Raw genomic sequence first — 25,506 nt, forward strand, 5'->3', positions numbered from 1 at the left:
GGGACTGGACGGGTCCGGTCCCTGCCTGGCCGGATGCCTCGGTGGAGATGGCGGCCTCCCTATCGACTGGTCGTTCGCGACGGCCACACCGGTTGTGGTGGCCCCTAGGCGTTGCGGGCGCCGCGCAGGCGTCCGGCGTGCTCCTGGAGGGAGCGGACGCCCACGTCGCCGCGCGTGACCGCCTCGATGCCCTGGACCGCGGCGGCGAGCCCCTGCACGGTGGTCACGCAGGGGATGCCGCGGATGACGGCGGCGCTGCGGATCTCGTAGCCGTCGAGCCGCGGCCCGGACTGGCCGTCGCCGAACGGAGTATTGACGATGAGATCGACTTCGCCGTCCAGGACGCGCCGCACGACGGTGGGTTCGCCGTCCGGCCCGGGGCCCTCGCTGTGCTTACGGACGATCTTGGCACGGACGCCGTTCCGCCGCAGCACCTCCGCGGTGCCCTCGGTGGCAAGAATCTCAAAACCGAGGTCCGCGAGCCGCTTGACCGGGAAGATCATGTGCCGCTTGTCCCGGTTGGCGACCGAAACGAACGCGCGTCCCTTCGTCGGCAGCGAGCCGTAGGCGGCGGCCTGGGACTTGGCGTAGGCGGTGCCGAAGACCTCGTCGATGCCCATGACCTCGCCGGTCGAGCGCATCTCCGGGCCGAGCACGGTGTCGACGCCCTGGCCTTGGGCGTTGCGGAACCGGTTGAACGGCAGCACCGCTTCCTTGACCGCGATGGGCGCGTCGAGGGGCAGGTCTCCCCCGTCGCCGTTCGCGGGCAGGACGCCCTCGGCGCGCAGCTGCGCGATCGAGGCGCCGAGCATGACGCGCGCGGCGGCCTTGGCGAGCTGGACGGCCGTCGCCTTGGAGACGAACGGCACCGTCCGGGAGGCGCGCGGGTTGGCTTCCAGGACGTACAGGACGCCCGCGGACAGCGCGTACTGGACGTTCATGAGGCCGCGCACGCCGATGCCGCGCGCGAGGCGCAGCGTGGACTCGCGGATCCGCTCGATGTCCTGGTGCCCGAGGGTGATCGGCGGGAGCGCGCACGCGGAGTCGCCGGAGTGGATGCCGGCCTCCTCGATGTGCTCCATGACGCCGCCGAGGTACAGCTCCTCGCCGTCGAACAGGGCGTCGACGTCGATCTCGATGGCGTCGTCGAGGAAGCGGTCGACCAGGACGGGCCGGTCGGCGCTGACCTCGGTGGCGGTGGCCATGTAGGCGATGAGGGCGGCGTCGTCGTAGACGATCTCCATGCCGCGCCCGCCGAGCACGTAGGACGGCCGGACGAGGACGGGGTAGCCGATCTCGTTCGCGATCGCGACCGCCTCGTCGACGGCGACGGCGGTGCCGTGTTTGGGCGCGGGGAGGTCGGCGTCGGCCAGGACCCGGCCGAACGCGCCGCGGTCCTCGGCGAGGTGGATGGACTCGGGGCTGGTGCCGACGATCGGCACGCCCGCGTCCTTCAGCCGCTGCGCGAGGCCGAGCGGGGTCTGCCCGCCGAGCTGGACGATGACGCCCGCGACGGTGCCGGTCTGCTGCTCGGCGTGGACGACCTCCAGGACGTCCTCCAGGGTGAGCGGCTCGAAGTACAGCCGGTCGGAGGTGTCGTAGTCGGTGGAGACCGTCTCAGGGTTGCAGTTGACCATGACGGTCTCGTAGCCCGCCTCGGCCAGCGTGAAGGACGCGTGGACGCAGGAGTAGTCGAACTCGACGCCCTGGCCGATCCGGTTCGGGCCGGAGCCCAGGATGAGCACCTTGGGCTTGGTGCCCGGCGGGACCTCGGTCTCCTCGTCGTAGGAGGAGTACAGGTACGGGGTCTGGGCGGCGAACTCCGCGGCGCAGGTATCGACGGTCAGGTAGACCGGCCGGACGCCCAGCGCGTAGCGGACCTCCCGGATGACCTCCTCGTTCAGGCCGCGCAGCTGCGCGATCTGGGCGTCGGAGAAGCCCGCGCGCTTGGCGCGGACCAGCTTCGGCGCGGTGAGGGCGTCGTCGGCGTCCTTGATGTCGGCGGCGATCTCGTTGATCCCGGCGATCTGGTCGAGGAACCACGGGTCGATGCCGGTGATGCCGTAGACCTGCTCGATGGTCGCGCCCGCCATCAGCGCCTGCTGGACCTCGCGGATCCGGCCGTCGTGCGGGACCTTGATCGACGCCAGCAGCTCTTCGAGCGGCGGCACGTCCTCGCCCCAGGAGAAGGAGGCGCCCTTCTGCTCCAGGGAGCGCAGCGCCTTCTGCAGGGCCTCGGGGAAGCTGCGGCCGATGGCCATGGCCTCGCCGACGGACTTCATGTGCGTGGTCAGCGTGGGGTCGGCGCCCGGGAACTTCTCGAACGCGAACCGCGGGACCTTGACGACGATGTAGTCGAGGACCGGCTCGAAGGAGGCCGGGGTGACCTTGGTGATGTCGTTCGGGATCTCGTCGAGCGTGTAGCCGACGGCGAGGCGCGCGGCGATCTTGGCGATCGGGAAGCCGGTGGCCTTGGACGCCAGCGCCGACGAGCGCGACACGCGCGGGTTCATCTCGATGACGATCATGCGCCCGGTCGAGGGGTGCACCGCGAACTGGATGTTGCAGCCGCCGGTGTCGACGCCGACCTTGCGGATGACGGCGATCGCGACGTCCCGCATGTGCTGGTACTCGCGGTCGGTGAGGGTGAGCGCCGGGGCGACGGTGATGGAGTCGCCGGTGTGGACGCCCATCGGGTCGAGGTTCTCGATGGAGCAGACGACCACGACGTTGTCGTTGCGGTCGCGCATCAGCTCCAGCTCGTACTCCTTCCAGCCGAGGATCGACTCCTCGAGGAGCACCTCGCTGGTCGGGGACGCCGCGAGGCCCGCGCCGGCGATCTGGCGCAGGTCGTGCTCGTCGTAGGCGAAGCCGGAGCCCAGGCCGCCCATGGTGAACGACGGGCGCACGACCAGCGGGTAGCCCAGTTGGCCGGCGGCGGCCAGGACGTCGTCCATGGTGTGGCAGATGATGCTGCGCGCGACCTCCGCGCCCAGCTCCTCCACGATGCCCTTGAAGATCTCGCGGTTCTCGCCGCGCTGGATGGCGTCGAAGTCCGCGCCGATCAGCTCGACCCCGTAGCGCTCCAGGACGCCCGCCTCGTGCAGCGCGACCGCGCAGTTGAGGGCGGTCTGGCCGCCGAGGGTCGGCAGCAGCGCGTCGGGGCGCTCCTTGGCGATGATCTTCTCGACGACCTCGGGCGTGATCGGCTCGACGTACGTGGCGTCGGCGAACTCCGGGTCGGTCATGATCGTCGCGGGGTTGCTGTTGACCAGGATGACCCGCAGGCCCTCGGCCTTCAGCACGCGGCACGCCTGGGTGCCCGAGTAGTCGAACTCGCAGGCCTGGCCGATGACGATCGGGCCGGAGCCGATGATGAGGACGGACTTCAGATCCTCGCGCCGAGGCATCAGACACCTTCCTTGAGGTTGCGGGCGTGCTGCATCAGGGCGCAGAACTGGTCGAACAGGACCGTCGAGTCGTGCGGGCCGGCCGCGGCCTCGGGGTGGTACTGCACCGAGAAGCCGGGGCGGTCGAGCAGGCGCAGGCCTTCGACGCAGCCGTCGTTGAGGTTCACGTGGGAGACCTCGGCGCGGCCGAAGGGCGTCTCGAACGGGCCGTCCAGCGGCGCGTCGACGGCGAAGCCGTGGTTGTGCGCGGAGATCTCGACCCGGCCGGTGCGGCGGTCCTGGACGGGCTGGTTCACCCCGCGGTGGCCGAAGCGCAGCTTGTAGGTGCCGAGGCCGAGCGCGCGGCCGAAGATCTGGTTGCCGAAGCAGATGCCGAAGAACGGGGTGCCGGAGGCGAGCACGCCGCGCAGCGCCTCGACCTGGCGGTCGGCGGTGGACGGGTCGCCGGGCCCGTTGGAGAAGAAGACGCCGTCGGGGCTCAGCGACAGGATCTGCTCGGCGGTGGCGGTCGCGGGCAGGACCGTCACCTCGCAGCCGCGCTCGGCCATCCGGTACGGCGTCATCGCCTTGATGCCGAGGTCGACGGCGGCGACGCGGAAGCGGGCCTCGCCGCGGGCGGGCACCACGTAGGGCTCGGTGGTGGCGACGTCGGCGGCGAGGTCGGCGCCGGCCATCTGCGGGCTGGCGAGCACACGGGCGTGCAGGGCGCGCGGGTCCTTCTCCACCGAGGAGATCCCGGCGCGCATCGCGCCGCGGTCGCGCAGGTGGCGGGTGAGGGCGCGGGTGCCGGGCATCGCGATGCCGACGACGCCGTAGGCCTTCAGCTCCGCGTCGAGGGAGCGCTGGGCGCGCCAGTTGGAGGCGACCCGGGCGGGCTCGCGCACGACGTACCCGGCGACCTGGATCCGGCGGGACTCCGGGTCGAGGTCGTTCACGCCGGTGTTGCCGATGTGCGGCGCCGTCATCGCGACGATCTGCCGGTGGTACGAGGGGTCGGTCAGGGTCTCCTGGTAACCGGTCATCCCGGTGTTGAAGACGACCTCGCCGAAGGTCTCCCCCTCGGCGCCGAACGCCTCACCGTAGAACACCCGTCCGTCTTCGAGGACGAGCATGGCCTGCGTCATACCAATTTTCCTTCCAGCACCGTGGGGCGGCCGCGCAGGAACGTGGCGACGACCCGTCCGGGCAGTTCGAGACCGGCGTACGGGGTGTTGCGGCTCTTGGAGGCGAACGAGTTGATCACCGTGGCGTCCACCTGAGCGCGGTAAGCCGGGTCGTACAAGGTGATGTTGGCCGGGGAACCGGGCTCCAACGGGCGGCCGTGCCCGCTCAGGCGCCCGATCTCGGCAGGCTTGACCGACATGCGGTCGGCGACGCCCGCCCAGTCGAGCAGGCCGGTGTCCACCATGGCCGCCTGCACCACGCTCAGCGCGGTCTCCAGGCCGATCATTCCCATGGCGGCGTCGGCCCACTCGGTCTCCTTGTCCTCCACGGCGTGGGGGGCGTGGTCCGTCGCGACGCAGTCGATCGTGCCGTCTGCCAGGCCGGCGCGCAGCGCGTCGACGTCGGCCTGCGTGCGCAGCGGCGGGTTGACCTTGTAGATCGGGTCGTAGGAGCGGCCGAGCGGCGAGTGCTCGCAGGCGGCGTCGGTGAGGAACAGGTGGTGCGGGGTCACCTCGGCGGTGACGTTCCAGCCCTTGGACTTGGCCCAGCGCACGATCTCGACCGATCCGGCCGTCGAGACGTGGCACACGTGCAGGCGCGATCCGACGTGCGCGGTGAGCAGGCAGTCGCGGGCGATGATCGACTCCTCGGCGACCGCGGGCCAGCCGCGCAGGCCGAGCCGGTCGGAGACCTCGCCCTCGTTCATCTGGGCGCCCTCGGTGAGCCGGGGCTCCTGGGCGTGCTGGGCGACGACGCCGTCGAACGCCTTCACGTACTCCAGCGCGCGGCGCATGATGACCGCGTCGTGGACGCAGTGGCCGTCGTCGGAGAACACCCGGACGTTCGCCGCGGACTCGGCCATCGCGCCGAGCTCGGCGAGCTTCTTGCCCTCCAGTCCCTCGGTGACCGCGCCGACCGGGTGCACGTCGCAGTGGCCGTACTCGCGGCCCAGGTGCCAGACCTGCTCGACGACGCCCGCGGTGTCGGCCACGGGGGTGGTGTTGGCCATCGCGTGCACCGCGGTGAAGCCGCCCATGGCGGCGGCGCGGGTGCCGGACTGGACGGTCTCGTTGTCCTCGCGGCCCGGCTCGCGCAGGTGGGTGTGCAGGTCCACCAGGCCGGGGAGCGCGATGAGGCCGGAGGCGTCGACGATCTCGGCGGCGGGGGCCTCCAGTCCCGTTCCGATCTCGGCGATCTCGCCGTCCCGGATCAGGATGTCCCGGATGTCACCGCCGAGGACTGCGGCGTTCCGGATGAGGTACAGGCTCACTTCTCGGCTCCGATCGCGGGCTGGGCGCCGCCCAGCAGGAGGTACAGGACGGCCATGCGCACGCTGACGCCGTTGCCGACCTGCTCGACGATGGTCGAGCGGGCCGAGTCGGCGACCTCGGCGGCGATCTCCACACCGCGGTTCATCGGGCCGGGGTGCATGACGATGGCGTGCTCGGGGAGGTGCGAGAAGCGCTCGGCGGACAGGCCGTATCGGCGGCTGTACTCGCGGACCGTCGGGAAGTAGGCGGCGTTCATGCGCTCGCGCTGGACGCGCAGCATCATCACCGCGTCGCTCTTGGGCAGCACCGCGTCGAGGTCGTAGGAGACCTTGCACGGCCAGGTGCCGACCGAGACCGGCAGGAGGGTCGGCGGGGCCACCAGGGTGACCTCGGCGCCCAGCGTGGACAGCAGCAGCACGTTGGAGCGGGCGACCCGGCTGTGCAGGACGTCGCCCACCAGCGTGATCTTGCGGCCGTCCAGCGAGCCGAGGTGGCGGCGCATGGTGAAGGCGTCGAGGAGCGCCTGCGTGGGGTGCTCGTGGGTGCCGTCGCCGGCGTTGATGACGTTGCCGTTGATCCAATCGGCGAGGCGGTACGGCGCGCCGGAGGCCCCGTGCCGGATGACGACGGCGTCGGCGCCCATCGCCTCAAGGGTCAGCGCGGTGTCCTTCAGGGACTCGCCCTTGGAGACGCTGGAGCCCTTGGCGGAGAAGTTGATGACGTCCGCGGACAGCCGCTTGGCGGCCGCCTCGAAGGAGATGCGGGTACGGGTGGAGTCCTCGAAGAACAGGTTCACCACCGTGAGGCCGCGCAGCGTCGGCAGCTTCTTCACCGAGCGGCCGGAGACCCGGGCCAGCTCCTCGGCCGTGTCGAGCACCAGCAGCGCGTCGTCGCGGCTCAGGTCCTTGGCGGAGATGAGATGCCGTTTCACTTGCCGTCCCCCTTCGGCCCGAGCAGGACCGCGTCGCGCCCGTCGACGTCGTGCAGGAGGACGCGGACGGTCTCCTGGCTGGACGTCGGCAGGTTCTTGCCCACGTAGTCGGCCCGGATCGGCAGCTCCCGGTGGCCGCGGTCCACCAGCACGGCGAGCTGGACTGCGCGCGGCCGGCCGAGGTCGTTCAGGGCGTCGAGGGCCGCGCGGATCGTGCGGCCGGAGTAGAGCACGTCGTCGACGAGGACGACGATCTTGTCGTCGATGCCGTCGGCGGGAAGCTCGGTCTTGTGCAGCGCCCTCGCGGGCTTCATGCGCAGGTCGTCGCGGTACATCGTCACATCGAGCGATCCACAGGGGAGATCGAGTCCTTCTACCTCGCTGAGGCGCGCGGCGAGCATCTGGGCGAGGTTCACTCCCCGCCGCTGGATGCCCAGCAGGACGACGTCCGTGCCGCCTTTGGTGCGCTCGAGGATCTCGTGCGCGATACGGGTGAGCGCCCGGCGGATCTCCGGGGCTTCCAGAACGGCCTTGTAGGGCGCGTCCTGGCTTTGGGCAGCGGTCATCTGCACCAACCTCCTTTCCCGCCTCACGGGACGGGGCTTAAAGGACGCCATGTCCTCTTCACGGTAGCAGTACCGTCGCCTTGCGTCGTCCCCGGTGCTATCTCCATAACACCAGGTGAGAGGGCTCACACGGGGTTACGGGGTGTCGGGCGGTACCCTTCGCCCGACAGGCCGGAACGACTCGCGCAGGGTCAGACTGCCGTGACAGATTCGACCGGATTTTTCCGAACAGCTTGACCTTTGGCCGTCTCCGTTTTACCGTCACTGTCCGTAACCGTACTCAGGGTGGTCATCCGACCCCGTGCCGGACGCCCTGGGAGAACCACGACTATGAGAGTGAGCCTGGGGGCCGCAAAGATGCCGTCTGAATACGCAAAGGCTCTGGGCGCACGACTTCGTGCCATCCGGACCCAGCAGGGCCTGTCCCTGCACGGAGTTGAGGAGAAGTCGCGCGGCCGTTGGAAGGCCGTCGTCGTCGGTTCGTACGAGCGGGGCGACCGCGCCGTCACCGTTCAGAAGCTGAACGAGCTCGCCGAGTTCTACGGCGTGCCCGTCAACGAACTGCTCCCCGGCGGCGCCGCGCCGAGCCCGCTCGGCCCGACGCCCAAGCTGGTGATCGATCTTGAGCGGCTCAGCCAGCTTCCGAAGGACAAGGCAGGGCCCCTCGCCCGTTATGCCGCGACCATCCAGTCCCAGCGCGGCGACTACAACGGAAAGGTCCTGTCGATCCGGCAGGAGGACCTCCGTTCCCTGGCCGTCATCTACGACAAGTCCCCGGCCGAACTGACCGAGGAACTGATCAGCTGGGGCGTGCTCGACGCCGAGGCGCGCCGCGCCGTCGAGGGCTTCTGACACCTCCCGTGTCGGCCCGGTCCTTCGTCTTGGACCGGGCCATTTTCTGTGCACTTCTTTCTGTGCGCTTCTCCGGCGTGGATCTCCCTGTGCGAACTTCGCTATGAGGCGGGCTCCGGGAGCCGGTCGGCGGCCGGGACCTCGGCGGGCCGGCCGGGGCGGGGGGCCGCGAGCGCCGCGGCGACCACGCCGAGCGCCAGCACCGCGCAGGTCCCGAAGGCGAGCAGGAACCCTTCCCTGCCGCCGGCGAACGCCGCGACCATGACGGCCGCCGCCTGCGTCCCCAGGCCTGCCCCGACCGTCCGCAGGAGGGTGTTGACGCCCGTCGCCACGCCCGTCTGCGCCATCGGGACCGCCGAGACGACCAGGGCCGCCACCGCCGCGTAGGCGAGCCCGATGCCAACGCCGCGCACCGCGTTGGTGACCATGAGATGCCACATCTCCTCGTGCAGCGCGAGCATCGCCGCGTAGGACACCGCGGTGAGGGCGCCGCCCGCCGCCAGCACCGCGCGGGCGCCCGCCCGCCGCGCCGCCAGGCCCGCGAGCATCCCGGCGACGGTCATCGAGAGGCTCGCCGGGAGCGCCACCAGCGCGGTGTCGGTGGCGGTGCCGCCGAAGCCGAACCCGTCGCGCTCGGGGGTCTGCACGAGCAGCGGCATCAGGATGCCCGCGGCCATCAGGCAGAAGCCCGCGAGGACCGAGCCGAGGTTGGCCGTCCAGACCCCGCGCAGCCGCAGCATCCGCGGGTCCATGAGCGGCTGGCGCACCCGCGCCTCCACCCGCACCCAGACCGCGCACAGCACCGCCGCGGCCCCGGCGAGCCCGAGGACGCCCGGGGACGTCCAGCCCCACGACAGGCCCTGGGTGAGGCCCGCGAGGCCCGCGCCCATCCAGCCCGCGAACAGGACCGCGCCCCACCAGTCGACCCGCTGCCCAGGGCTGCCGTCGGTCTCGGGGAGCCGCGCGGCGAGGAACGTTCCGGCCAGCAGCAGCGTGGCGGGCACCGCGACCAGCCACCGCCAGCCCGGCCCGTCGATCACCGGACCGGCCAGGACCCAGGCCGCCGCGCCGCCGAACGCCAGCATCGACGACATCACCCCGATGCCGGACACCGCCCGGTCCCGCGCGTGCGCCCGGATGAGCGTGTACGCGAGGGGGAAGACACCGCTGCCGACGCCCGCGAGCACCCGTCCGGCGAGCAGCGCGGGCAGGGTCGGGGCGAGCGCCGTCGCGACCTGGCCGAGCAGGCCGAGCGGCAGCACCCACCGCAGGACGCGGCGGGCCCCGAACAGGTCGCCGAGCCTGCCGATCACGGGCGTCGCCACCGCGGCGCTCAGGGTGATCCCGGTGACGCTCCAGGCCACGCCCGCGGCGCTCCCGCCCAGTTCGTCCTGGATGACGGGCAGCGCCGGCGTGATCACCGCCACCGGCATCGCGTAGGCCACCACCCCCAGGAACGCCAGCACCCCGACCAGCCCCCGCCCGCCCCACAGTCTCTTCACAAAGCGACAGATTCTCACCTTTGTCGCCTTATGTCCGTACCTGGTGGGAAGTGGATTCGCCGACGATCAGGGAAGGGGAGCCAGGGAGGCGGGCTCCGACCTGCCCGTCCTCCCACTCAACGCTAGGAGACGCCCGCGATGCCGCTGTCCCTCGACGAACGCCAGTCCTTCTTCGCCGAACCCCACGTCGCCGCCCTGTCGGTGACCGAGCCCGGCCGCGGGCCCCTCACGGTGCCCGTGTGGTACCAGTACAAACCGGGCGGCGAGGTCTGGATCCTCACCGGCCGCGACTCCCGCAAGGCCCGCCGCATCTCCGAGTCCGGCCGCTTCACACTCATGATCGACCGGCTCGACCCGACCATCCGCTACGTGGGCGTCGAAGGGCCCGTCACGTCCACCGAGGACGCCACCCTCGACCAGCTCCGCGAGATCTCGGCCCGCTACCTCCCGCCCGAGCAGGTCGACGGCTACGTCGAGAGCGCGCTGCGCGAGCACGGCCCGTCCGTCGTCATCCGCATGCGGCCTGAGCACTGGGTCTCCTCGGATCTGGGCAGCCTCTGAGGGGTCGCCGACCCGCCTGGGTCGGGAGGATCCGGGCGGGGAATAGCCGGGCGCATGGGATAGTTAAACCTTCAACCAGTCCGGGACGGCGGAAGCCGGCCCTCTGAGCTCGAAGGGAGCCGTCACCATGCAGTTCGGCATCTTCAGCATCGCCGACATCACGCCGGACCCCACCACCGGGAAGATCCCGACGGAGCAGGAGCGCCTGCGGAACATCGTGGAGATGGCGAAGCTCTCCGAAGAGGTCGGCCTCGACGTCTTCGCCCTCGGCGAGCACCACAACCCGCCGTTCGTCACCTCGTCCCCCACGACGACGCTCGGCTACATCGCCGGGCGGACCTCGAAGATCCTGCTGTCGACCGCGACCACGCTGATCACGACCAACGACCCGGTCAAGATCGCCGAGGACTACGCGATGCTCCAGCACCTGTCGGGCGGACGCGTCGACCTCGTCATGGGACGCGGCAACACCGGCCCCGTCTACCCGTGGTTCGGCCAGGACATCCGCGAGGGCATCAACCTCGCCGTCGAGAACTACCACCTGCTGCGCCGCCTGTGGACCGAGGACGTCGTCGACTGGGAGGGCAAGTTCCGCACGCCGCTCCAGCAGTTCACCTCGACCCCGCGCCCCCTCGACGGCGTCGCGCCCTTCGTCTGGCACGGCTCGATCCGCTCGCCGCAGATCGCCGAACAGGCCGCCTTCTACGGCGACGGCTTCTTCCACAACAACATCTTCTGGCCGCTGCGGCACACCAAGCAGATGGTCGACTTCTACCGGCAGCGGTTCGAGCACTACGGGCACGGCGCGGCCGACCAGGCGATCGTCGGGCTCGGCGGGCAGTTCTTCGCCCGCCCCAACAGCCAGGACGCCGTCAACGAGTTCCGGCCCTACTTCGACAACGCGCCCGTCTACGGGCACGGGCCGTCGCTGGAGGACTTCACGCGCGAGACGCCGCTGACCGTCGGATCGCCCGAGCAGGTCGTCGAGCGGTACCTGTCGATGCGCGAGAACGTCGGCGACTACCAGCGCCAGCTCTTCCTCGTCGACCACGCCGGGCTGCCGCACAAGACCGTGCTGGAGCAGATCGAGCTCCTCGGCACCCAGATCGTCCCCGTGCTGCGCAAGGAACTCGACGCGCTGCGGCCCGCGCACGTCCCGGACGGACCCACGCACGCCGCCCGGGTCGCCGCCCGCGACGCCGCCCTCGCCACCGAAGGCGAGACCCCGTACTCCGACGCCTACCGCTTCGGCACCGGCGACAACTGGACCGGCCTCACCGCCGAAGGCGGTCAGCAGGCCCAGCGCGAGGCGCTCGCGAAGGAGAACCGCGAGAGCACCCGCCTCGCCGGCTCCGCCGCCGGACGCGAAGCCGCCGCCGCCGAGGACGCCCCGACCGAGAAGGGAACCGACGATGAGTGACATCCGCCCGCTCAACCTCGTGGTGGTCTCCGCGGGGCTGAGCGTGCCCTCCTCCACCCGGATGCTCGCCGACCGCCTCGCCGCGGCCACCCGCGACGTCCTGGAGAGCGACGGGCACCTCGTGACGACGGACGTCATCGAGGTGAAGGACCTCGGGCACGACATCGTCGACGCCACCCTCACCCACTTCGCGGGCGAACGCCTCCAGAAGGCCATCGACCTGATCCGCGGCGCCGACGGCGTCATCGCCGTGACGCCGACCTTCAACCTGTCCTACGCGGGCCTCTTCAAGTCCTTCATCGACGTCATCGACCCCGGCACCTTCACCGGCGTCCCCGTCCTGCTGGGCGCGACCGGCGGCACCGCCCGCCACTCCCTGGCGATCGACTACGCCCTGCGCCCCCTCTTCACCTACCTCAAGGCCGACCTCACCCCCACCAGCGTCTTCGCCGCCTCCGAAGACTTCGGCGCCCCCTCCACCGCCCGGTCCTCCGACTCCCTCACCACCCGAGCCGTCCGCGCGGGCACGGAACTCTCCCAACACATGCTCCGCTCCGCGGCCCCCACCCCCACCACCTCATCCACCGCCTCCCCCATCAACCAGACCGCCCGCCCCACCCCCCTCGACGAGTTCGCCGACTTCACCCCCATGGCCGACCTCCTCACCCCCCGCACCCCCTCCTGAACCCCTCCCACATCACTCGCGCTCCCGCCGGCCTAGCCCCACACTCGCGGAGCCCCGAGCACCGCCTTCGACCTCCCACCGCCGCGACCCCGCTCACCCCGCCTCGATCCCGAAACCCCGAGGCAAGGCCCGCCCTCCCAGTCGCTGACCGCATCGGTGTCGCCGGCCGGCCAGGGCTCGGCTCGCGGATCAGCGCCTCGGGTCAGGGCCTGCGGCAGACCTCCGGGCGGACCGAGCCCCGACGGCTCGGCGTCGACACCGCCGCAGGACCCGTTCGCCACGTCCTCGATCCCGGGAACCACCCTCGTCGACGCGCGCTCGCGGCGCGGCCGTCAGGGACGCGTCCCCGAGGCGGGCGCCCGACCATCTTCCGAGGGCAGGGCCCAGGGGCGGGACGTGGCCTCGCCCGCTCGCCGACGCCGCGAGAACCGTTCGACACGGCCTCGATCCCGGGAATCGTTCGAGGGCAGGGTGACCCTCTCGTCCGCGGGCGGGATCAGTGTCATGGCCCTGTCGCGTTGGATCGGCGGGATCACCAGGATCGGCGTCTCGGGTCAGGGTCGGCGGCGGATCTTCGGTCGGTGAGGCGGGGGTGAGGGCCGACTTTTGCGGTTTCGGCGTCGCTGGGGGGCTCGTTCGCTGGGGGCTCGATGCCGGGAAACCGCTCGAGGGTGGGGTCTTGGGTGGGGAGCCTCTTTCGGGTTGCGGGGCGTAGGGGTCGGTGGGGGGAGGGGAGTCCCTCCCTCTGGCCGCAGGGGGATCAGCCGGTCAGAGGGAGGGACTGCTGGGTGGGGATGTGCAGGGTGTCTTCGACGAGGGCGAGGAAGGTCTCGGTGGTGTGGAGGAGGTCCTCGGCTTCGGCGGGGGTCGTGGCGCCTGGGAGGCCGGCCTCGGCGGCGGCGCGGGTGGGGGCGCCCGCGGCGAAGAAGGCGGCCCACTCGGCGAAGAGGGGTTCGGCCTGCTCCAGGAGGACCCAGGCCGTGCGGGGACGGCCTCGGGTGGGGGCGACGGGGCCGCGCAGCGCGAGGACCGCGGCGGCGGCGCGCAGGGCGGCGAGATGGGCCGTGGCGTAGCGGACGTTCGGGTGCGAGGACTCGGCGGCTTCCGCGAGGAGCCTGCGGGCGTCCCGCAAGAGGTGCTGGGCGTGGGTAGGGGCTGCCTTCCGGATCGGCGGACCCGGAGGAATCGGATGCACGGACATGGCATTCGCCTCCTTCTCGGCCGGAGGGAGCCGGACGGCCCCTTCCGGGACGAACTCCTCGCGCCCCTCTCCTTTCGGCGGCCCGGCCGGACCGGAGGCTTCCCCTCCTCCAGCCCGACCGGAGCGAGTCGGCCGGTTTGCGCTGCCGCCGGCTCGCCTGTGCCTCGGATGCGGGCCGCGAGTCCCGCACCATGTCGAACACCGGTTCGACATGCCCCCAGTAAACCCCACGCACCATCGTTCGTCAATACGTTCGAGTGGCGCGTCCCGTGATCCACGGAACCCCAGGTCGACCGGGTACCCGAATGAGAACACAAGCCACTGACAGAACGCTCAGACGCCTGTGGATAACTCTTCAGGGCGCGACCTCGGGCCGCCCCGGAGAACCGCTGCGCCGACCCTCCCCCGCGTCGCTAGGCTTCGACCCATGCACCCGAACACCGCGCATGTCGTCGCCGTTCTCGCCGCGTCCGGGGCCAGCGGCCAGGTCGTCGAGCTGGACGAGGCGGCCCCCACCGCCCAGGCCGCCGCCGACCTGCTCGGATGCCCGGTCGGCGCCATCGCCAACAGCCTCGTCTTCGACGCCGACGGCGCGCCCCTCCTCGTGCTCACCAGCGGCGCGCACCGGGTGGACGTCGAGCGCGTGGCGCAGCTCGTCGGCGCCGCGAAGGTCAAGCGCGCCACTCCCGAGTTCGTGCGCGAGGCCACCGGTCAGCCGATCGGCGGCGTCTCCCCCGTCGGCCACCCGGCCCCGATCCGCACCCTCGTCGACGTCTGGCTCGACCGCCACGACAAGGTCTGGGCCGCCGCCGGGCACCCCCACACCGTCTTCCCCACCACCTACGCCGAACTCCTCGCCCTCACCGCCGGCACCCCCGCCGAAGTCGTCTGACGCCCAGGGAACCCTTCGGGACGAGCCCGAAGGGTTCCCGTCGTCGAGCGCTCCCGGTCGTCAGGCGATCTCGGGCATGAGACGGCGCGGTCCGGCCGGGAGGTCCGGCCGAGCGGTCGGGCAGCGGTCGCCGACGACCCCGCGACCCCACCGCCGGATGATGGGCGTCGTCTGCGCGGGGCTCCGCGCCCGCTGAGACCTGCCGGCAGACCCGTCCGTCCCCGCCCCGTAAGCGGACCGCGGCTGACTTCGCTCGGCTCCCCCGACCGGGCGGGCGGTCCCGCGGACCGGATTCCCTAGAGTGAGCACGGGTCCTCTGCACCGGCCCGGGACCCGTGGGCGAGCCCGCCGGTTCCGGGCACGCCGAGGACCCGCGGACCACATCGAAGGCGATCGGGTGTCCCGCCGCCCGCAAGCCGCGGGGGCGCGATCGGGAGCGACGGAGGAGCGAGCAATGAGCACGGAGATCTGGCACAACCCGCGGTGCTCCAAGAGCCGGGCCGCGTTGGCGGCGCTGGGCGAGAGCGGGGTGGAGTTCACGGAGCGGCGGTATCTGGAGGAGGTGCCCACCGCGGCCGAACTGGAGGACGTGCTGCACCGGTTGGGGATGGAGCCGTGGGAGATCACGCGGATGGGCGAGCCGGTCGCCAAGGAGCTGGGGCTGAGGTCGGCGGAGCGGGACCGCGCGCGGTGGATCGAAACCCTCGTGGCGCATCCGTCGCTGATCCAGCGGCCGATCATCCTGACCGACGACGGGCGGGCGTTCGTCGCGCGGGACGAGGCGTCGGTGGACGCGGCGCTGGGGCGCTGAGCACGACGGCAAGACGGGCGTTCCCGGCAGACGCGGCGGGGTTTCCTGTGGTACACAGGTCACGGAAGGTGTCCTGTGGTGGGGAGCGCCGATGAGCATGCGGAGTGTGGCCAGCCGGGATCCGAGCTTCCGGGGCGTTGACCCCGCGGCCCTCGCCCAGTTGATCCGGCAGTTGAGCACCGCGGCCGAGGCGATCGAGGGCTGGCTCGCCGCCCATCCCCCGCCGCCTGGCGTCGCCGCCGACGGCTACCGCGAGGCCCGCGTCATCCAGAAGTGGGCCACCGCCCAGGCCGGCGCGCTGAAGATCCGCCTCGCCGCCGCCCAGGCCGCCCTCGACGACCCGGACATCAACGCGGGCGCCCCGCCGAACACGGACACCCCCGACGCACCGGGCTCCGGCTCGGGCCCGGGCCCGGGCACCGGCCCGACGCCCTCCCCCGACGTGCCCGACACCGACGGCGGCGCGGGCTCCGGCAGCGGCTCCGGCGATGACGACGACATGAACGCCGGATCCGGCGCGGGAATCGGCGCGGGCGCAGGCGCAGGCAGCGGAACCGGCTCGGGCTCGGGCAATGGATCCGGGACCGGCACGGGCACGGGCGCTGGAACGGGCACGGGCAGCGGGTCCGGTACGGGTACCGGCACAGGCGGCGGATCCGGCACGGGAGCGGGCGCGGGCGCGGGTGTCGGCGCGGGCACCGGTGCGGGTACCGGCACCCCGGACCCCGAGAACACCCCGCCCAGCGGTACGGACGGCACCCACGGCTCCGGAACCGGCACAGAGACTCCGGGCACAGCGGATCCCGACACAGGGACGCCCGGCACGGAGACGCCCGGCACAGCGGATCCCGGCACGGACGGCGGTCAAGGCGACGGGACTCCCCAAGGCGGGACGGAAGGCCCTGGGGCCGGGGAGGGCGCCGGAGGGGTCGCGGGCGGAGTCGTCGACGCGTACGCGGCCACCGACGCGCTGGCGAACGGCCAAGGCGTGGACGCCCAGGTCTGGACGAACCTGGGCACCCACGCCCAGGACGCCGACTACACCGCGGCGTTCTACGACAGACTGGGCGCCGAGGGCACCGCGCAGCTCATCGCCGCCGCGGACGGCGACCCGGCCAAGCTCGAAGCGATAGCCGAGTCCCTGTCCAGCGCCGACGCCCAGCTCGACCTCGACGCCCAGTGGACGGCCGACGTCCGCGCCGAGGCCGCGGACCTGGGCGCGGGGGACGACGCGGCGGAGGTGCTCGGCGCGACCCCCATGGGCGGCACCGCCGCTGCGGGCGCGACGACCAGGCTGACCGGCGCCGGCACGGGCGCGCAGACGGAGTAGGCGCGCCGGACGCGCCCGACGAAAGGCGAGGTAAGCAGCATGCCGCCCCCTTCCCCGAAGTTCGTCCAGCCTCCGTACGCGCCGGGCGAGCTGCCTCCGGGCGTCCAGCCGAACCCCGCGTACCGCGAGCTTTACCAGACGTACTCCGCGGTCTTCGGCAGCATCGACGCCCTGACCGAGGCGCTGAACGCCCCGTTCAAGACGTTCGAGGCGACCGACGCCTGGCTGGGCCCCGAGGCCCGCGCGTGGGGTGAGGACCTCGGTTCGAACCGCCGCGGCCTGACGTCGGCGGCGGACACGATCCTGTGGGCGCTCCATCTGAGGCTGAGCCAGACGCCCCGGGTGATCACCGCGGGTTGACCGCGGGGCCCGCTCCGGTCGTAGGCTCGGGCGGGTGAAAGAGCCGACCCTGCGTGAGATCGACGCGAAGACGTTCCGCCGCATGCTCGGCGGGCTGCTGGAGGTCTATGTGGCGGCGATGGATCCGCCGTCCGTCCAGCTTCCCGGCCGCGAGTCGATCATGTTGCGGCATGCCACGTATCCGGGCTTCCGCGCGCTCGTGGTGGAGCAGCGCAAGGTGTTCGGCGCGGTCCCCGTCGCGTTCGTCTACGGGTTCCACGGCGCGGCGGGCCAGTGGTGGCATGACGTGGTGGACCGGGAATTGCGCGAGCGGAGCGGCCAGGCGCACGCGGCGAGTTGGCTGAGCGACGCCTGGGAGGTCGCCGAACTGCACGTGCGCCCCGAGTTCCAGGGCCGGGGGCTGGGACGGACCCTTCTGGAGACGCTGTGCGCGGGCCGCAGGGAGCGCACGGCGGTGCTGTCGACGCTGGACCGCAGGCCGCTGACCCCGGCCCAGCATCTGTACCGCTCGGTCGGTTTCCACGATCTGCTGAGCGCGTTCGAGTTCCCCGGGGGCGGCCCGCCGTACGCCGTGATGGGCGCCAGGCTGCCGCTGGCCCGGGTGGAGGCTCCCGCCGTGCAGGTGCCCCGCTGAGCCGTCAGACGGCGGCGCGGGGCCGGGCTGCGGCGCCGAGGAGGCCGAAGACCTCGCGGGTGGCCGTCGAGCGGTTCATGGTGATGAAGTGGATGCCGGGCGCGCCGCCTTCGAGGAGTTCGGCGCACAGTTCCGCGCAGTGCTCGACGCCGAGGTTCCGGACGGCCTCCGGGTCGTCGCCCAGGGCGTGGAAGCGCTCGGCGAGGTCGGCGGGGAACGGCGCGCCGGAGAAGTGCTCGGAGCGCTCGATCGTGCTGAGCTGGGTGACGGGCATGATCCCGGGCAGGATCGGGATGTCGCACCCTTCGGCGGCGACGCGGTCGCGCAGCCGGAAGTAGTCCTCGGCGCGGAAGAACATCTGGGTGATCGCGTAGTCGGCGCCGGCGCGGCACTTGTCGACGAACCTGCGGGTGTCGGTCTCGATGTCGGGCGACCGGGGGTGCTTGTAGGGGAAGGCGGCGACGCCGACGCTGAACTCGCCGAGGCTGCGGATCAGCTCGACGAGTTCGCCCGCGTACTCGACGCCCTCGGGGTGCTTGATCCACTCGCCGTTGGGGTCGCCGGGCGGGTCGCCGCGCAGCGCGAGGATGTTGTTGACGCCGACGGACGCGAACCGTCCGACGAGCCGGCGCAGCTCGGCGGTGGAGTGGTCGACCGCGGTGAAGTGCGCGACGGGCGTCAGGGTGGTGTCGGTGGCGATCCGCTCGACGATGTCGACGGTGGTGTCGCGGGTGCTGCCGCCTGCCCCGTAGGTGACGGACACGAACGACGGGTGCAGCGCCTCGACCTCGCGGATGGCCCGCCACAGGTTGATCAGTCCCTGCTCGGTCTTCGGGGGGAAGAACTCGAAGGAGAAGGTCTTCTCTCCGGCGCTGAGGAGCTCGCGGACGGTGGGGCGCGCAGACGTCATGTGAGCAGGGTACCGATCCACATGCTGAGACGGGCAGACCCGAGCCTCTCGGGAACAGAGATACAGCAGATACCACAAAAGCACATAAATCGAACTTGCCGCCATTACCCTTGACGCCATGACCTCCAGCCGTGTCCGCAAAGAGGTCGACGAGGCCCTTTACGCCTTCGTCGACAGGCAGCGCCCCGTCCTCCTGGCGATCACCGAGGACCTGGAGCCGATGATCTCGGCTTTGGACACCCTGCTGTCGGGCGGCAAGCGGCTGCGTCCGGCGTTCGCCTACTGGGGCTGGCGCGGCGCGGGCGGCGCGGAACGCCCGGAGATCTTCACGGCCGCGGCGTCCCTGGAGCTCCTGCAGGCCAGCGCGCTGATCCACGACGACGTCATGGACGGCAGCGACACGCGGCGCGGCCAGCCTTCGGTGCACCGCAGGTTCGAGGCGATGCACTCCCGCGAGGGATGGCCGGGCTCGCCGGAGTCCTTCGGGACGGGCGCGGCGATCCTCCTCGGCGACGTCACCCTCGCGTGGTCCACCGAGATGTACGAGGCGTCCGGCCTGCCCGAGGCGGCGCTGGCCTCCGGCCGCCCGTTCTACGACATCATGCGCACCGAGGTCATGTGCGGCCAGTACCTGGACATGCTGGAGCAGGCGCGCGGTACGGGCGACGTGGAGAGCGCGCTCAGGGTCGTGCGTTACAAGTCCGCCAAGTACACGATCGAGCGGCCGCTGCACCTGGGCGCGGCCATGGCGGGCGCGGACTCCGCCTACCTGGACAGCCTGTCGGCCTACGGCCTGCCCCTCGGCGCCGCCTTCCAGCTCCGCGACGACGTCCTGGGCGTCTTCGGCGACCCGGCAGAGACGGGCAAGCCCGCGGGCGACGACCTGCGCGAAGGCAAGCGGACGGTCCTGATCGCCCTGGCGATGCAGAACGGCACCGAGGCCCAGCGCGAGACGCTGAACCGCCGCCTCGGCGACGCGGACCTCGACCTCGACGGCGTCGAGGAACTGCGCGCGATCCTCACCGGCACCGGGGCCCTCGAAGGCTGCGAGAAGATGATCGACGGCTTCGCGGCCGACGCGCACCGCGCGCTCGCCGAGATCGACCTCACCGTGGAGGCCCGCGCCGCCCTCACCGACCTGGCCGTCGCGGCCACCGCGCGCCGCGTCTGACCCGTCGCGCGATCCGAAGGCCCCGCTCCGGCGGGGCCTTCGGCGTTTGCGGACCCTGCCGCCCCGAAACCAAGTAAGCGCTAGCCGACAAGCTATGCTCGCCCCGGATACGCACGTTGAGGAGGCACGGCATGGCCGGTCGGGTGTACGTCGTCGGTGTCGGGATGACCAAGTTCGAGAAGCCGGGGTCGAAGGACTGGGAGTACCCCGACATGGCCAAGGAGGCCGTCGGGAAGGCGCTGGAAGACGCGGGCCTGTCTTATGAGCAGGTCGAGCAGGCCTATGCGGGCTCCGCCTACGGCTCCATGGGCCAGCGCGCCCTCTACGAGGTCGGACTGACCGGGATCCCGATCATGACCGTCTCCAACGCCTGCGCGACGGGCTCCTCCGCGCTCTTCCTCGCCCGCAACGCCATCCGCGGCGGCCTCGCCGACTGCGTCCTGGCGCTCGGCATGGAGAAGATGGAGAAGGGCTCGCTCGGCGCGGGCATGGCGGCGTCCAAGGTCACCATCGTCGACCACCACCTCAAGGCGATGGTCGAGGGCCGGGGCGGCTGGGAGGCCGCGGCGCCGATGCCGCAGATGTTCGGCAACGCCGGGCGCGAGCACATGGAGAAGTACGGCTCCGCCCCCGAGCACTTCGCCTGGATCGGGTGGAAGAACCACAAGCACTCGGTGAACAACCCCTACGCCCAGTTCCAGGACGAGTACACCCTGGACCAGGTGAAGGACGCGCCGATGATCTTCAATCCGCTCACCAAGCTCCAGTGCTCCCCCACCTCCGACGGGGCCGCCGCCGCGATCGTCGCCGGCGAGCGGTTCGTCGAGGAGCACGGGCTGTGGGACCAGGCGATCGAGATCGCCGGCCAGCACATCGCCACCGACACCGTGGACAGCTTCGCGGAGAAGTCCTCCATCCAGGCCGTCGGCTTCGGCTGCTCCAAGCGCGCGGCCGACAAGGCCATGGCCGAGGCCGGGATCACCATCGACGACGTCGACGTGATCGAGCTGCACGACTGCTTCAGCGCCAACGAGCTGATCAGCTACGAGGCGCTCGGCATGGCCGCCGTGGGCGAGGGCCACAAGCTGGTCGAGGCCGAGGCCACCACCTACGGCGGCAAGTGGGTCGTCAACCCGTCGGGCGGCCTCATCTCCAAGGGCCACCCGCTCGGCGCCACCGGCCTCGCCCAGTGCGCCGAGCTCACCTGGCAGCTCCGCGGCCAGGCCGGCGCCCGCCAGGTCGAAGGCGCCCGGGTCGCCCTCCAGCACAACATCGGCCTCGGCAGTGCCTGCGCCGTGGCCGTCTACCGCCCCGCGCGCTAGAAGCGTCCCGCGTCCCGGCCCCGAACCTTGCGGGGCCGGGACGCGTCCCTTAGTCCAGAGACCGGGAGGTTCCCGGAGGAGGGCGGGGGGACGTGGTCTGGGAGATCTCGCTGTTGCCGGCGGCGGGGACGGACGCGTGGGAGAAGTTCGTCGGCGAGTTCGAGGGCGCTGCGACGGGCTGGCTGCTGGAGGTGGCCAGGACGGGCGATCCGCTGGCGGCGCGGCGGGCGCTCGCGGCGCTGCTCGACGTCCACCCCTGGCGAGCCGATGAGCAGGCGTGGGCGGAGTCGGTGCTGCGGGGCATGATCGCGGCGCGCGACCGGCTGCATCCCGGGCTCCTGCTCGCCGTCCTGGAGGTCTACCAGGACATCGCGACCCCCGCGTGCGGCCCCGACGTCCTGGCCCTTCTGCGGCATCCGGAGCCGCTCGTCGTCCAGCTCGCCATGGACGTGCTGGACGCGGTCGGGGCGAACGCGCTGGCCGCGGCGACCCTCGATGCGGTGCTCCCACTGGTCGGGCACGCCGACTCCGAGGTCCGCCTGGCCGCCGCGACCCTGGTCGGCGACCTGGCCGACTGGGAGGGCGGTCCCGTCACCGTGCCCCTGTCGCGGCTGACCGAAGCGGTCACGGGGCTCCTGGGGGCCGCCGACCCTGCCGTCCGCAGGCACGCGGCCCGGACCCTCGTCCGGTGGGACCACGACGGCCTGCGCGCCGAAGCGGCGCTCGCGCCCCTGCTCGGCTCCCCCGACCCCGAGCTGCGCGCCGCCGCGGCCGAGCGGCTGATCCGCGCGGGCGACCCCGCCGCCTTCGCGCTGCTGTGCGACGAGCTCGCCTCGCCGGGCGTCCACCCGGTGTTCGTGACGTCCGCCGCGCTCCTCGCCGACGACCTGCCCCGCCACCTGCGCAAGGACCTCCGCAAGGCCCTCAAGGCGCTCAGGGACGCCGCATGGCCCTCCCTCGACCCCTCGGACCGCGACGGCCGCGCCCACCGGCTCAGCATCGCTCTGCGCGCCCAGGGCCGCTGGTGACCCGGCAGAGCTGGTTGATCCGGAACAGCCGGTGACCTAGAACAGCACGCCGCAGGTGAAGCCGAGCGCCGAGACGATCACCAGGGCGATGATCATGCGCGAGCGGTAGCGGGGGACGCGCTTGGGGGCGGCCGCCGGCGGACGGGCCTCCGCGCGCAGGAAGCGGACGATCTCGGGAGCGCTGGGGCGGGCCGTGGGCTCCTTGTCGAGGCAGCGGACGACGAGGCCGCGCAGGTTGCCGCGCAGGGCGCCGAGCTCGGGTTCGCGGTCGGTGATGCGGCGCATGACGGCCGCCGAGGGGCCCGCGCCGAACGGCGGCTTGCCGGTGGCCGCGAAGACGACGGTCGCGCCCCAGGAGAAGACGTCCGACTCCGGGCCGACGTGGAGGTCCTCGACCTGCTCCGGGGACATGTACGCGGGCGTGCCCACGGGGTGGGTGGTCTGCGGGGTCCGCCCGTCCAGGAAGCGGGCCACGCCGAAGTCGATCACCTTCGCGCCGCGCGGCCCGAGCACCACGTTGCCGGGCTTGAGGTCGCGGTGCACGACCTGGGCCTTGTGGATCGCGGCGAGCCCCACGGCCGTCCGCAGCGCGATCTTGTGCAGTTCCGGCCCCTTGAGCGGTCCCCTGTCCGCGACCTCCTCCTGGAGGGTCCGGCCGCGCACGTACTCGCTGACGATGTAGGGCCGCTCCGCGGTGACCTTGGCGTCGAGGACCCGGGCGACCTGCGGGGCCGCCACCCGGCTCGCCGCGCCCGCCTCCTTGATGAACCTGCCGCGCGCCTTCGCCGAAGCCACGGGCCCGCCCTTGAGCACCTTGACGGCGACTGCGTTGCCCTCGCGGTCTTCGGCGAGGTAGACGACGCCCTGCCCTCCCTCGCCGAGCCTCGCCGTCAGGACGTAGGGCCCGATCTTGCGGGGGTCGTCGGAACGGAGCGGGACGTCATGCTGGCTCGGCACAGGCGGCGACCTTACGGGGAGGGGGGCCGGGATGCCGAGTTATACCAAAACCGGCGGGCCGGGGAAGGTGGAATCCCTTTCCCGGCCCGCCTGTGGCCCGCTACCAGTGCGGGGGGACGTCTTCGCGCAGGCGCGCGTCGTTGCCCTCGTCCTCGCGCCAGTCGCCCCAGCCCTCGGAGCGCTCGTCGCTGGTGAGGTCGGGCAGGAGCGGGGAGGAGTCGTCGGGGTTCATGCCCCCATTATCGCTCCTCCCCGGCCGAGCCCTAGCCGTCCAGGGCGGCGCGGAGGTCCAGGGCCGCCTTGTGCGGGTCGGCGGCCTCGGTGAGGGCCCTGACGACGACGATCCGGGTCGCGCCGAGGGCCTTGACCTCCGGCAGGGTGCCCGAGTCGATGCCGCCGATGGCGAACCACGGCCGCCGGGCCGTCTCTGCCGCGGCGCGCACCGGGGCGAATCCGGCGGCCTCGCGGCCCGGCTTGGTGGCCGTCGGCCAGACGGGGCCCACCGCGAAGTAGTCGACGCTCTCCTCGGCCTCGGCCGCCGCGACCTGCTCCACCGCGTGGGTGGAGCGCCCGATGAGCATGTCCGGGCCGACGATCCGCCGGGCCAGGGGCACCGGCAGGTCGTCCTGGCCGAGGTGCAGGATGTCGGCCCCCGCGGCGAACGCCACGTCGGCCCTGTCGTTCACCGCGAGGAGCGCGCCGTGCCGCGCGCAGGAATCGCGCATGACCTCCAGCGCGGCGAGCTCCTGCCTCGCCTCGATGCCCTTCTCGCGGAGCTGGACGATGTCCACGCCGCCGGACAGGACCGCGTCCAGGAACTCCGCGAGGTCGCCCTGCCGGGAGCGGGAGTCCACGCACAGGTAGAGCCGGGCGGTGGCCAGCCGCGCGCGCAGGGCCACCGCCTTCTCGCTCGGAACCACCTCAGAGCGCCAGGGCCTGGGCGCGGCGCCGCACCTCGGTGCCGCGGTTCTCGCGGAGCGCCTGCACGGGGCTGCCGGGCAGGGTGTCGTCCTCGGTGAACAGCCAGCGCAGGGCTTCGACGTCGTCGAAGCCGGCGTCGCGCAGCAGGGTCAGGGTGCCGGGCAGGCCCTTGATGATCTCCGCGCCCTCGAAGAAGGCGGCGGGGACCTGCGGGCCGCCTCCGACGGAGCGGTAGGCGGCGAGGAGCTTGCCCTCCTTGACCCACTGCTTCACCCGTCCGGCCGGGAGGCCGAACAGGGCGGCGGCACCGGTCAGGGTGTGCCATTCCCCTACGAGGGAGTCGAGTTCCGGGTCGATGTCAACGTGCGTCTTCGTCACGGTTCCGTGTCTACCATCCGCCGGACGCTACGAAACCGTCAGGACGGCGTTTCGGATGGCTACGGAAGGATCCGCGAGCTTTGCTACGTCGATCGGCGTCCCATCGCCGATGATCCGCCGGGCCTGGACGAGGTCGCGCGGCTTGTCGACGGTGAGGATCGCCTCCAGCCTGTCGCCGGACACGAAGCAGACGGCCCACTTGCGCTCCGAGGGGTCGCCGCGGAAGACCGCCTTCTCGGCGCCCGCGCGGTGCCCGGCGAACTGGACCATCCGCCCGAACTGCTCGGACCAGAAGTAGGGCGCCTCGTCGTAGGCGGCGTCGGCATCGCCGAGCAGCGCGGCGACCGCGACCTCGGGGGCGTTCAGGGCGACGTCCCAGTGCTCGACCCGCATCCGCCGCCCGTACCTGGCCGACCAGAAGGCGGCGCAGTCCCCTACCGCGACGATCTCCGGGCGCGCCGTGCGCAGCCCGCCGTCCACGACGATCCCGCCGAGCCGCGGGTCGAGCTCCAGCGCGTCGCCCACCCAGCCGAGGGCGGGCCGGACCCCTACGCCGACGACGACCGCGTCGGCCTCCAGGAACTCCCCGCCGACGAGGGCGACCCCGCCGTCCTCGATCGAGGCGACCTTGACGCCGCAGCGCAGCTCGACGCCCGCCTCGGCGTACCAGGGCGCGGTCAGCGCGCCCAGCTCCGGCCCGAGCGCGATCGCCACGGGGGCCTCGGCGGCCTCCAGGACCGTCACACGGCAGCCGAGTTTGGCCGCGCTGGTCGCGACCTCGGCGCCGATCCACCCGGCCCCCACGACGACCACACGGGCGCCGGAGACGAGCAGCCGGCGCAGTTCCAGAGCGTCCTTCATGGTCCGCACGACGTGCTGGCGGCCGGGTCCGGGCAGCCGGATCGGGTCCGCGCCGGTGGCGATCACCAGACCGTCGTAAGGCAGGTCGCCGCCCGTCGTCTCCAGGACGCGTTCGTCGGCGCGCAGGCCCGTGGCGGTGACGCCGAACCGGACGTCGCAGTCGAGCGCGTCCCAGGCGGCGTCGACGGTCGTGTCGTCGCTGTCGCCGGTCAGGACCGCCTTCGAGAGGGGCGGCCGGTCGTAGGGCAGCACCTCTTCGGCGCACACGAGGGTGAGCGCGCCCGCGTACTCCCTGGCCCGCAGCGCCTCCACGGCGCGCACTCCGGCGAGACCGCCGCCGACGACGATGACCCGTTCCATGCAAAGCC

At 72.3% G+C, this 25,506-nt stretch carries 24 protein-coding genes and 1 pseudogene; 12 read left to right on the forward strand and 13 right to left on the reverse strand.

Annotation, left to right across the window (positions count from 1 at the left end):
• Positions 1-104: 104 nt before the first annotated feature.
• The 5 genes from carB to pyrR are packed head-to-tail and all read right to left on the reverse strand — an operon-like array spanning position 105 to position 7,342.
• Entirely contained in the window at positions 105-3,410 is a 3,306-nt protein-coding gene (carB, locus tag ACYVOM_RS07915; protein ID WP_460302575.1) for a carbamoyl-phosphate synthase large subunit, read from the reverse strand.
• On the reverse strand, positions 3,410-4,534 hold the full coding sequence (gene carA, locus ACYVOM_RS07920; protein WP_460302576.1) for a glutamine-hydrolyzing carbamoyl-phosphate synthase small subunit: 1,125 nt from the start codon (positions 4,532-4,534) through the stop codon (positions 3,410-3,412). The genes carB and carA overlap by 1 nt, the downstream gene beginning before the upstream one ends.
• Entirely contained in the window at positions 4,531-5,844 is a 1,314-nt protein-coding gene (locus ACYVOM_RS07925; RefSeq protein ID WP_460302577.1) for a dihydroorotase, read from the reverse strand. The genes carA and ACYVOM_RS07925 overlap by 4 nt, the downstream gene beginning before the upstream one ends.
• On the reverse strand, positions 5,841-6,776 hold the full coding sequence (locus tag ACYVOM_RS07930) for an aspartate carbamoyltransferase catalytic subunit (protein WP_460302578.1): 936 nt from the start codon (positions 6,774-6,776) through the stop codon (positions 5,841-5,843). The genes ACYVOM_RS07925 and ACYVOM_RS07930 overlap by 4 nt, the downstream gene beginning before the upstream one ends.
• A complete protein-coding gene (gene pyrR, locus ACYVOM_RS07935; RefSeq protein WP_460302579.1) occupies positions 6,773-7,342 on the reverse strand; it encodes a bifunctional pyr operon transcriptional regulator/uracil phosphoribosyltransferase PyrR in 570 nt (189 codons plus the stop codon). Before pyrR ends, ACYVOM_RS07930 begins: the two co-directional genes overlap by 4 nt.
• A 357-nt stretch (positions 7,343-7,699) precedes the next feature.
• On the opposite strand from pyrR, the gene bldD reads away from it, so the two are divergent.
• A complete protein-coding gene (bldD, locus tag ACYVOM_RS07940) occupies positions 7,700-8,194 on the forward strand; it encodes a transcriptional regulator BldD (RefSeq protein WP_123663383.1) in 495 nt (164 codons plus the stop codon).
• Positions 8,195-8,295: 101 nt separating this feature from the next.
• Here the strand turns inward: bldD and ACYVOM_RS07945 are convergent, their stop codons facing one another.
• On the reverse strand, positions 8,296-9,696 hold the full coding sequence (locus ACYVOM_RS07945) for an MFS transporter (protein WP_460302580.1): 1,401 nt from the start codon (positions 9,694-9,696) through the stop codon (positions 8,296-8,298).
• Between the two features lie 138 nt (positions 9,697-9,834).
• Between ACYVOM_RS07945 and ACYVOM_RS07950 the strand changes: the two genes are divergently transcribed.
• The 3 genes and pseudogenes from ACYVOM_RS07950 to ACYVOM_RS07960 all read left to right on the forward strand — a co-directional run bounded on the left by ACYVOM_RS07950 (position 9,835) and on the right by ACYVOM_RS07960 (position 12,362).
• A complete protein-coding gene (locus tag ACYVOM_RS07950; protein WP_460302581.1) occupies positions 9,835-10,257 on the forward strand; it encodes a pyridoxamine 5'-phosphate oxidase family protein in 423 nt (140 codons plus the stop codon).
• 127 nt (positions 10,258-10,384) lie between these two features.
• Positions 10,385-11,464: pseudogene (locus tag ACYVOM_RS07955) on the forward strand (LLM class flavin-dependent oxidoreductase); the annotation flags it as partial.
• Positions 11,465-11,669: 205 nt separating this feature from the next.
• A complete protein-coding gene (locus tag ACYVOM_RS07960) occupies positions 11,670-12,362 on the forward strand; it encodes a CE1759 family FMN reductase (RefSeq protein WP_460302582.1) in 693 nt (230 codons plus the stop codon).
• 760 nt (positions 12,363-13,122) lie between these two features.
• Here the strand turns inward: ACYVOM_RS07960 and ACYVOM_RS07965 are convergent.
• On the reverse strand, positions 13,123-13,563 hold the full coding sequence (locus ACYVOM_RS07965) for an SAV_6107 family HEPN domain-containing protein (protein ID WP_460302583.1): 441 nt from the start codon (positions 13,561-13,563) through the stop codon (positions 13,123-13,125).
• A 427-nt stretch (positions 13,564-13,990) separates the two neighbouring features.
• Between ACYVOM_RS07965 and ACYVOM_RS07970 the strand changes: the two genes are divergently transcribed.
• From ACYVOM_RS07970 to ACYVOM_RS07990, 5 genes are all read left to right on the forward strand, one after another.
• On the forward strand, positions 13,991-14,455 hold the full coding sequence (locus ACYVOM_RS07970; protein ID WP_460302584.1) for a YbaK/EbsC family protein: 465 nt from the start codon (positions 13,991-13,993) through the stop codon (positions 14,453-14,455).
• 454 nt (positions 14,456-14,909) lie between these two features.
• On the forward strand, positions 14,910-15,266 hold the full coding sequence (locus tag ACYVOM_RS07975) for an arsenate reductase family protein (RefSeq protein ID WP_460302585.1): 357 nt from the start codon (positions 14,910-14,912) through the stop codon (positions 15,264-15,266).
• A 91-nt stretch (positions 15,267-15,357) separates the two neighbouring features.
• The gene (locus ACYVOM_RS07980; protein WP_460302586.1) at positions 15,358-16,596 is read left to right on the forward strand and encodes a hypothetical protein; all 1,239 of its coding nucleotides are present in this window, start codon (positions 15,358-15,360) and stop codon (positions 16,594-16,596) included.
• A 39-nt stretch (positions 16,597-16,635) separates the two neighbouring features.
• A complete protein-coding gene (locus ACYVOM_RS07985; protein WP_460302587.1) occupies positions 16,636-16,956 on the forward strand; it encodes a hypothetical protein in 321 nt (106 codons plus the stop codon).
• Positions 16,957-16,990: 34 nt separating this feature from the next.
• A complete protein-coding gene (locus ACYVOM_RS07990; RefSeq protein WP_460302588.1) occupies positions 16,991-17,590 on the forward strand; it encodes a GNAT family N-acetyltransferase in 600 nt (199 codons plus the stop codon).
• A gap of 4 nt (positions 17,591-17,594) precedes the next feature.
• On the opposite strand, the gene metF is transcribed toward ACYVOM_RS07990, so the two are convergent.
• Positions 17,595-18,500 carry a methylenetetrahydrofolate reductase [NAD(P)H] gene (gene metF / locus ACYVOM_RS07995; RefSeq protein ID WP_460302589.1) on the reverse strand — a complete coding sequence of 302 codons (906 nt, stop codon included), beginning with the start codon at positions 18,498-18,500 and terminating at the stop codon, positions 17,595-17,597.
• A gap of 118 nt (positions 18,501-18,618) precedes the next feature.
• On the opposite strand from metF, the gene ACYVOM_RS08000 reads away from it, so the two are divergent.
• The 3 genes from ACYVOM_RS08000 to ACYVOM_RS08010 all read left to right on the forward strand — a co-directional run bounded on the left by ACYVOM_RS08000 (position 18,619) and on the right by ACYVOM_RS08010 (position 22,021).
• Positions 18,619-19,671, forward strand: coding sequence for a polyprenyl synthetase family protein (locus ACYVOM_RS08000; protein WP_460302590.1), 1,053 nt, complete (start codon positions 18,619-18,621; stop codon positions 19,669-19,671).
• A 131-nt stretch (positions 19,672-19,802) separates the two neighbouring features.
• The gene (locus ACYVOM_RS08005) at positions 19,803-20,993 is read left to right on the forward strand and encodes a thiolase C-terminal domain-containing protein (RefSeq protein WP_460302591.1); all 1,191 of its coding nucleotides are present in this window, start codon (positions 19,803-19,805) and stop codon (positions 20,991-20,993) included.
• Between the two features lie 92 nt (positions 20,994-21,085).
• The gene (locus tag ACYVOM_RS08010) at positions 21,086-22,021 is read left to right on the forward strand and encodes a HEAT repeat domain-containing protein (RefSeq protein WP_460302592.1); all 936 of its coding nucleotides are present in this window, start codon (positions 21,086-21,088) and stop codon (positions 22,019-22,021) included.
• 36 nt (positions 22,022-22,057) lie between these two features.
• Here ACYVOM_RS08010 and ACYVOM_RS08015 read toward each other — a convergent pair whose 3' ends face one another.
• The 5 genes from ACYVOM_RS08015 to ACYVOM_RS08035 all read right to left on the reverse strand — a co-directional run bounded on the left by ACYVOM_RS08015 (position 22,058) and on the right by ACYVOM_RS08035 (position 25,498).
• A complete protein-coding gene (locus ACYVOM_RS08015) occupies positions 22,058-22,978 on the reverse strand; it encodes a serine/threonine-protein kinase (RefSeq protein WP_460302593.1) in 921 nt (306 codons plus the stop codon).
• 100 nt (positions 22,979-23,078) lie between these two features.
• Positions 23,079-23,210: a hypothetical protein gene (locus ACYVOM_RS08020; protein ID WP_460302594.1), complete on the reverse strand. Its 132-nt coding sequence runs from the start codon at positions 23,208-23,210 to the stop codon at positions 23,079-23,081.
• Positions 23,211-23,241: 31 nt separating this feature from the next.
• The gene (gene thiE / locus ACYVOM_RS08025; protein ID WP_460302626.1) at positions 23,242-23,871 is read right to left on the reverse strand and encodes a thiamine phosphate synthase; all 630 of its coding nucleotides are present in this window, start codon (positions 23,869-23,871) and stop codon (positions 23,242-23,244) included.
• Positions 23,872-23,899: 28 nt separating this feature from the next.
• A complete protein-coding gene (locus ACYVOM_RS08030) occupies positions 23,900-24,277 on the reverse strand; it encodes an Rv2175c family DNA-binding protein (RefSeq protein ID WP_460302595.1) in 378 nt (125 codons plus the stop codon).
• 27 nt (positions 24,278-24,304) lie between these two features.
• Positions 24,305-25,498, reverse strand: a complete 1,194-nt coding sequence (locus tag ACYVOM_RS08035; protein ID WP_460302596.1) for an NAD(P)/FAD-dependent oxidoreductase — start codon at positions 25,496-25,498, stop codon at positions 24,305-24,307.
• Positions 25,499-25,506 lie beyond the last annotated feature (8 nt).

This window comes from Actinocorallia aurea (assembly GCF_054783995.1).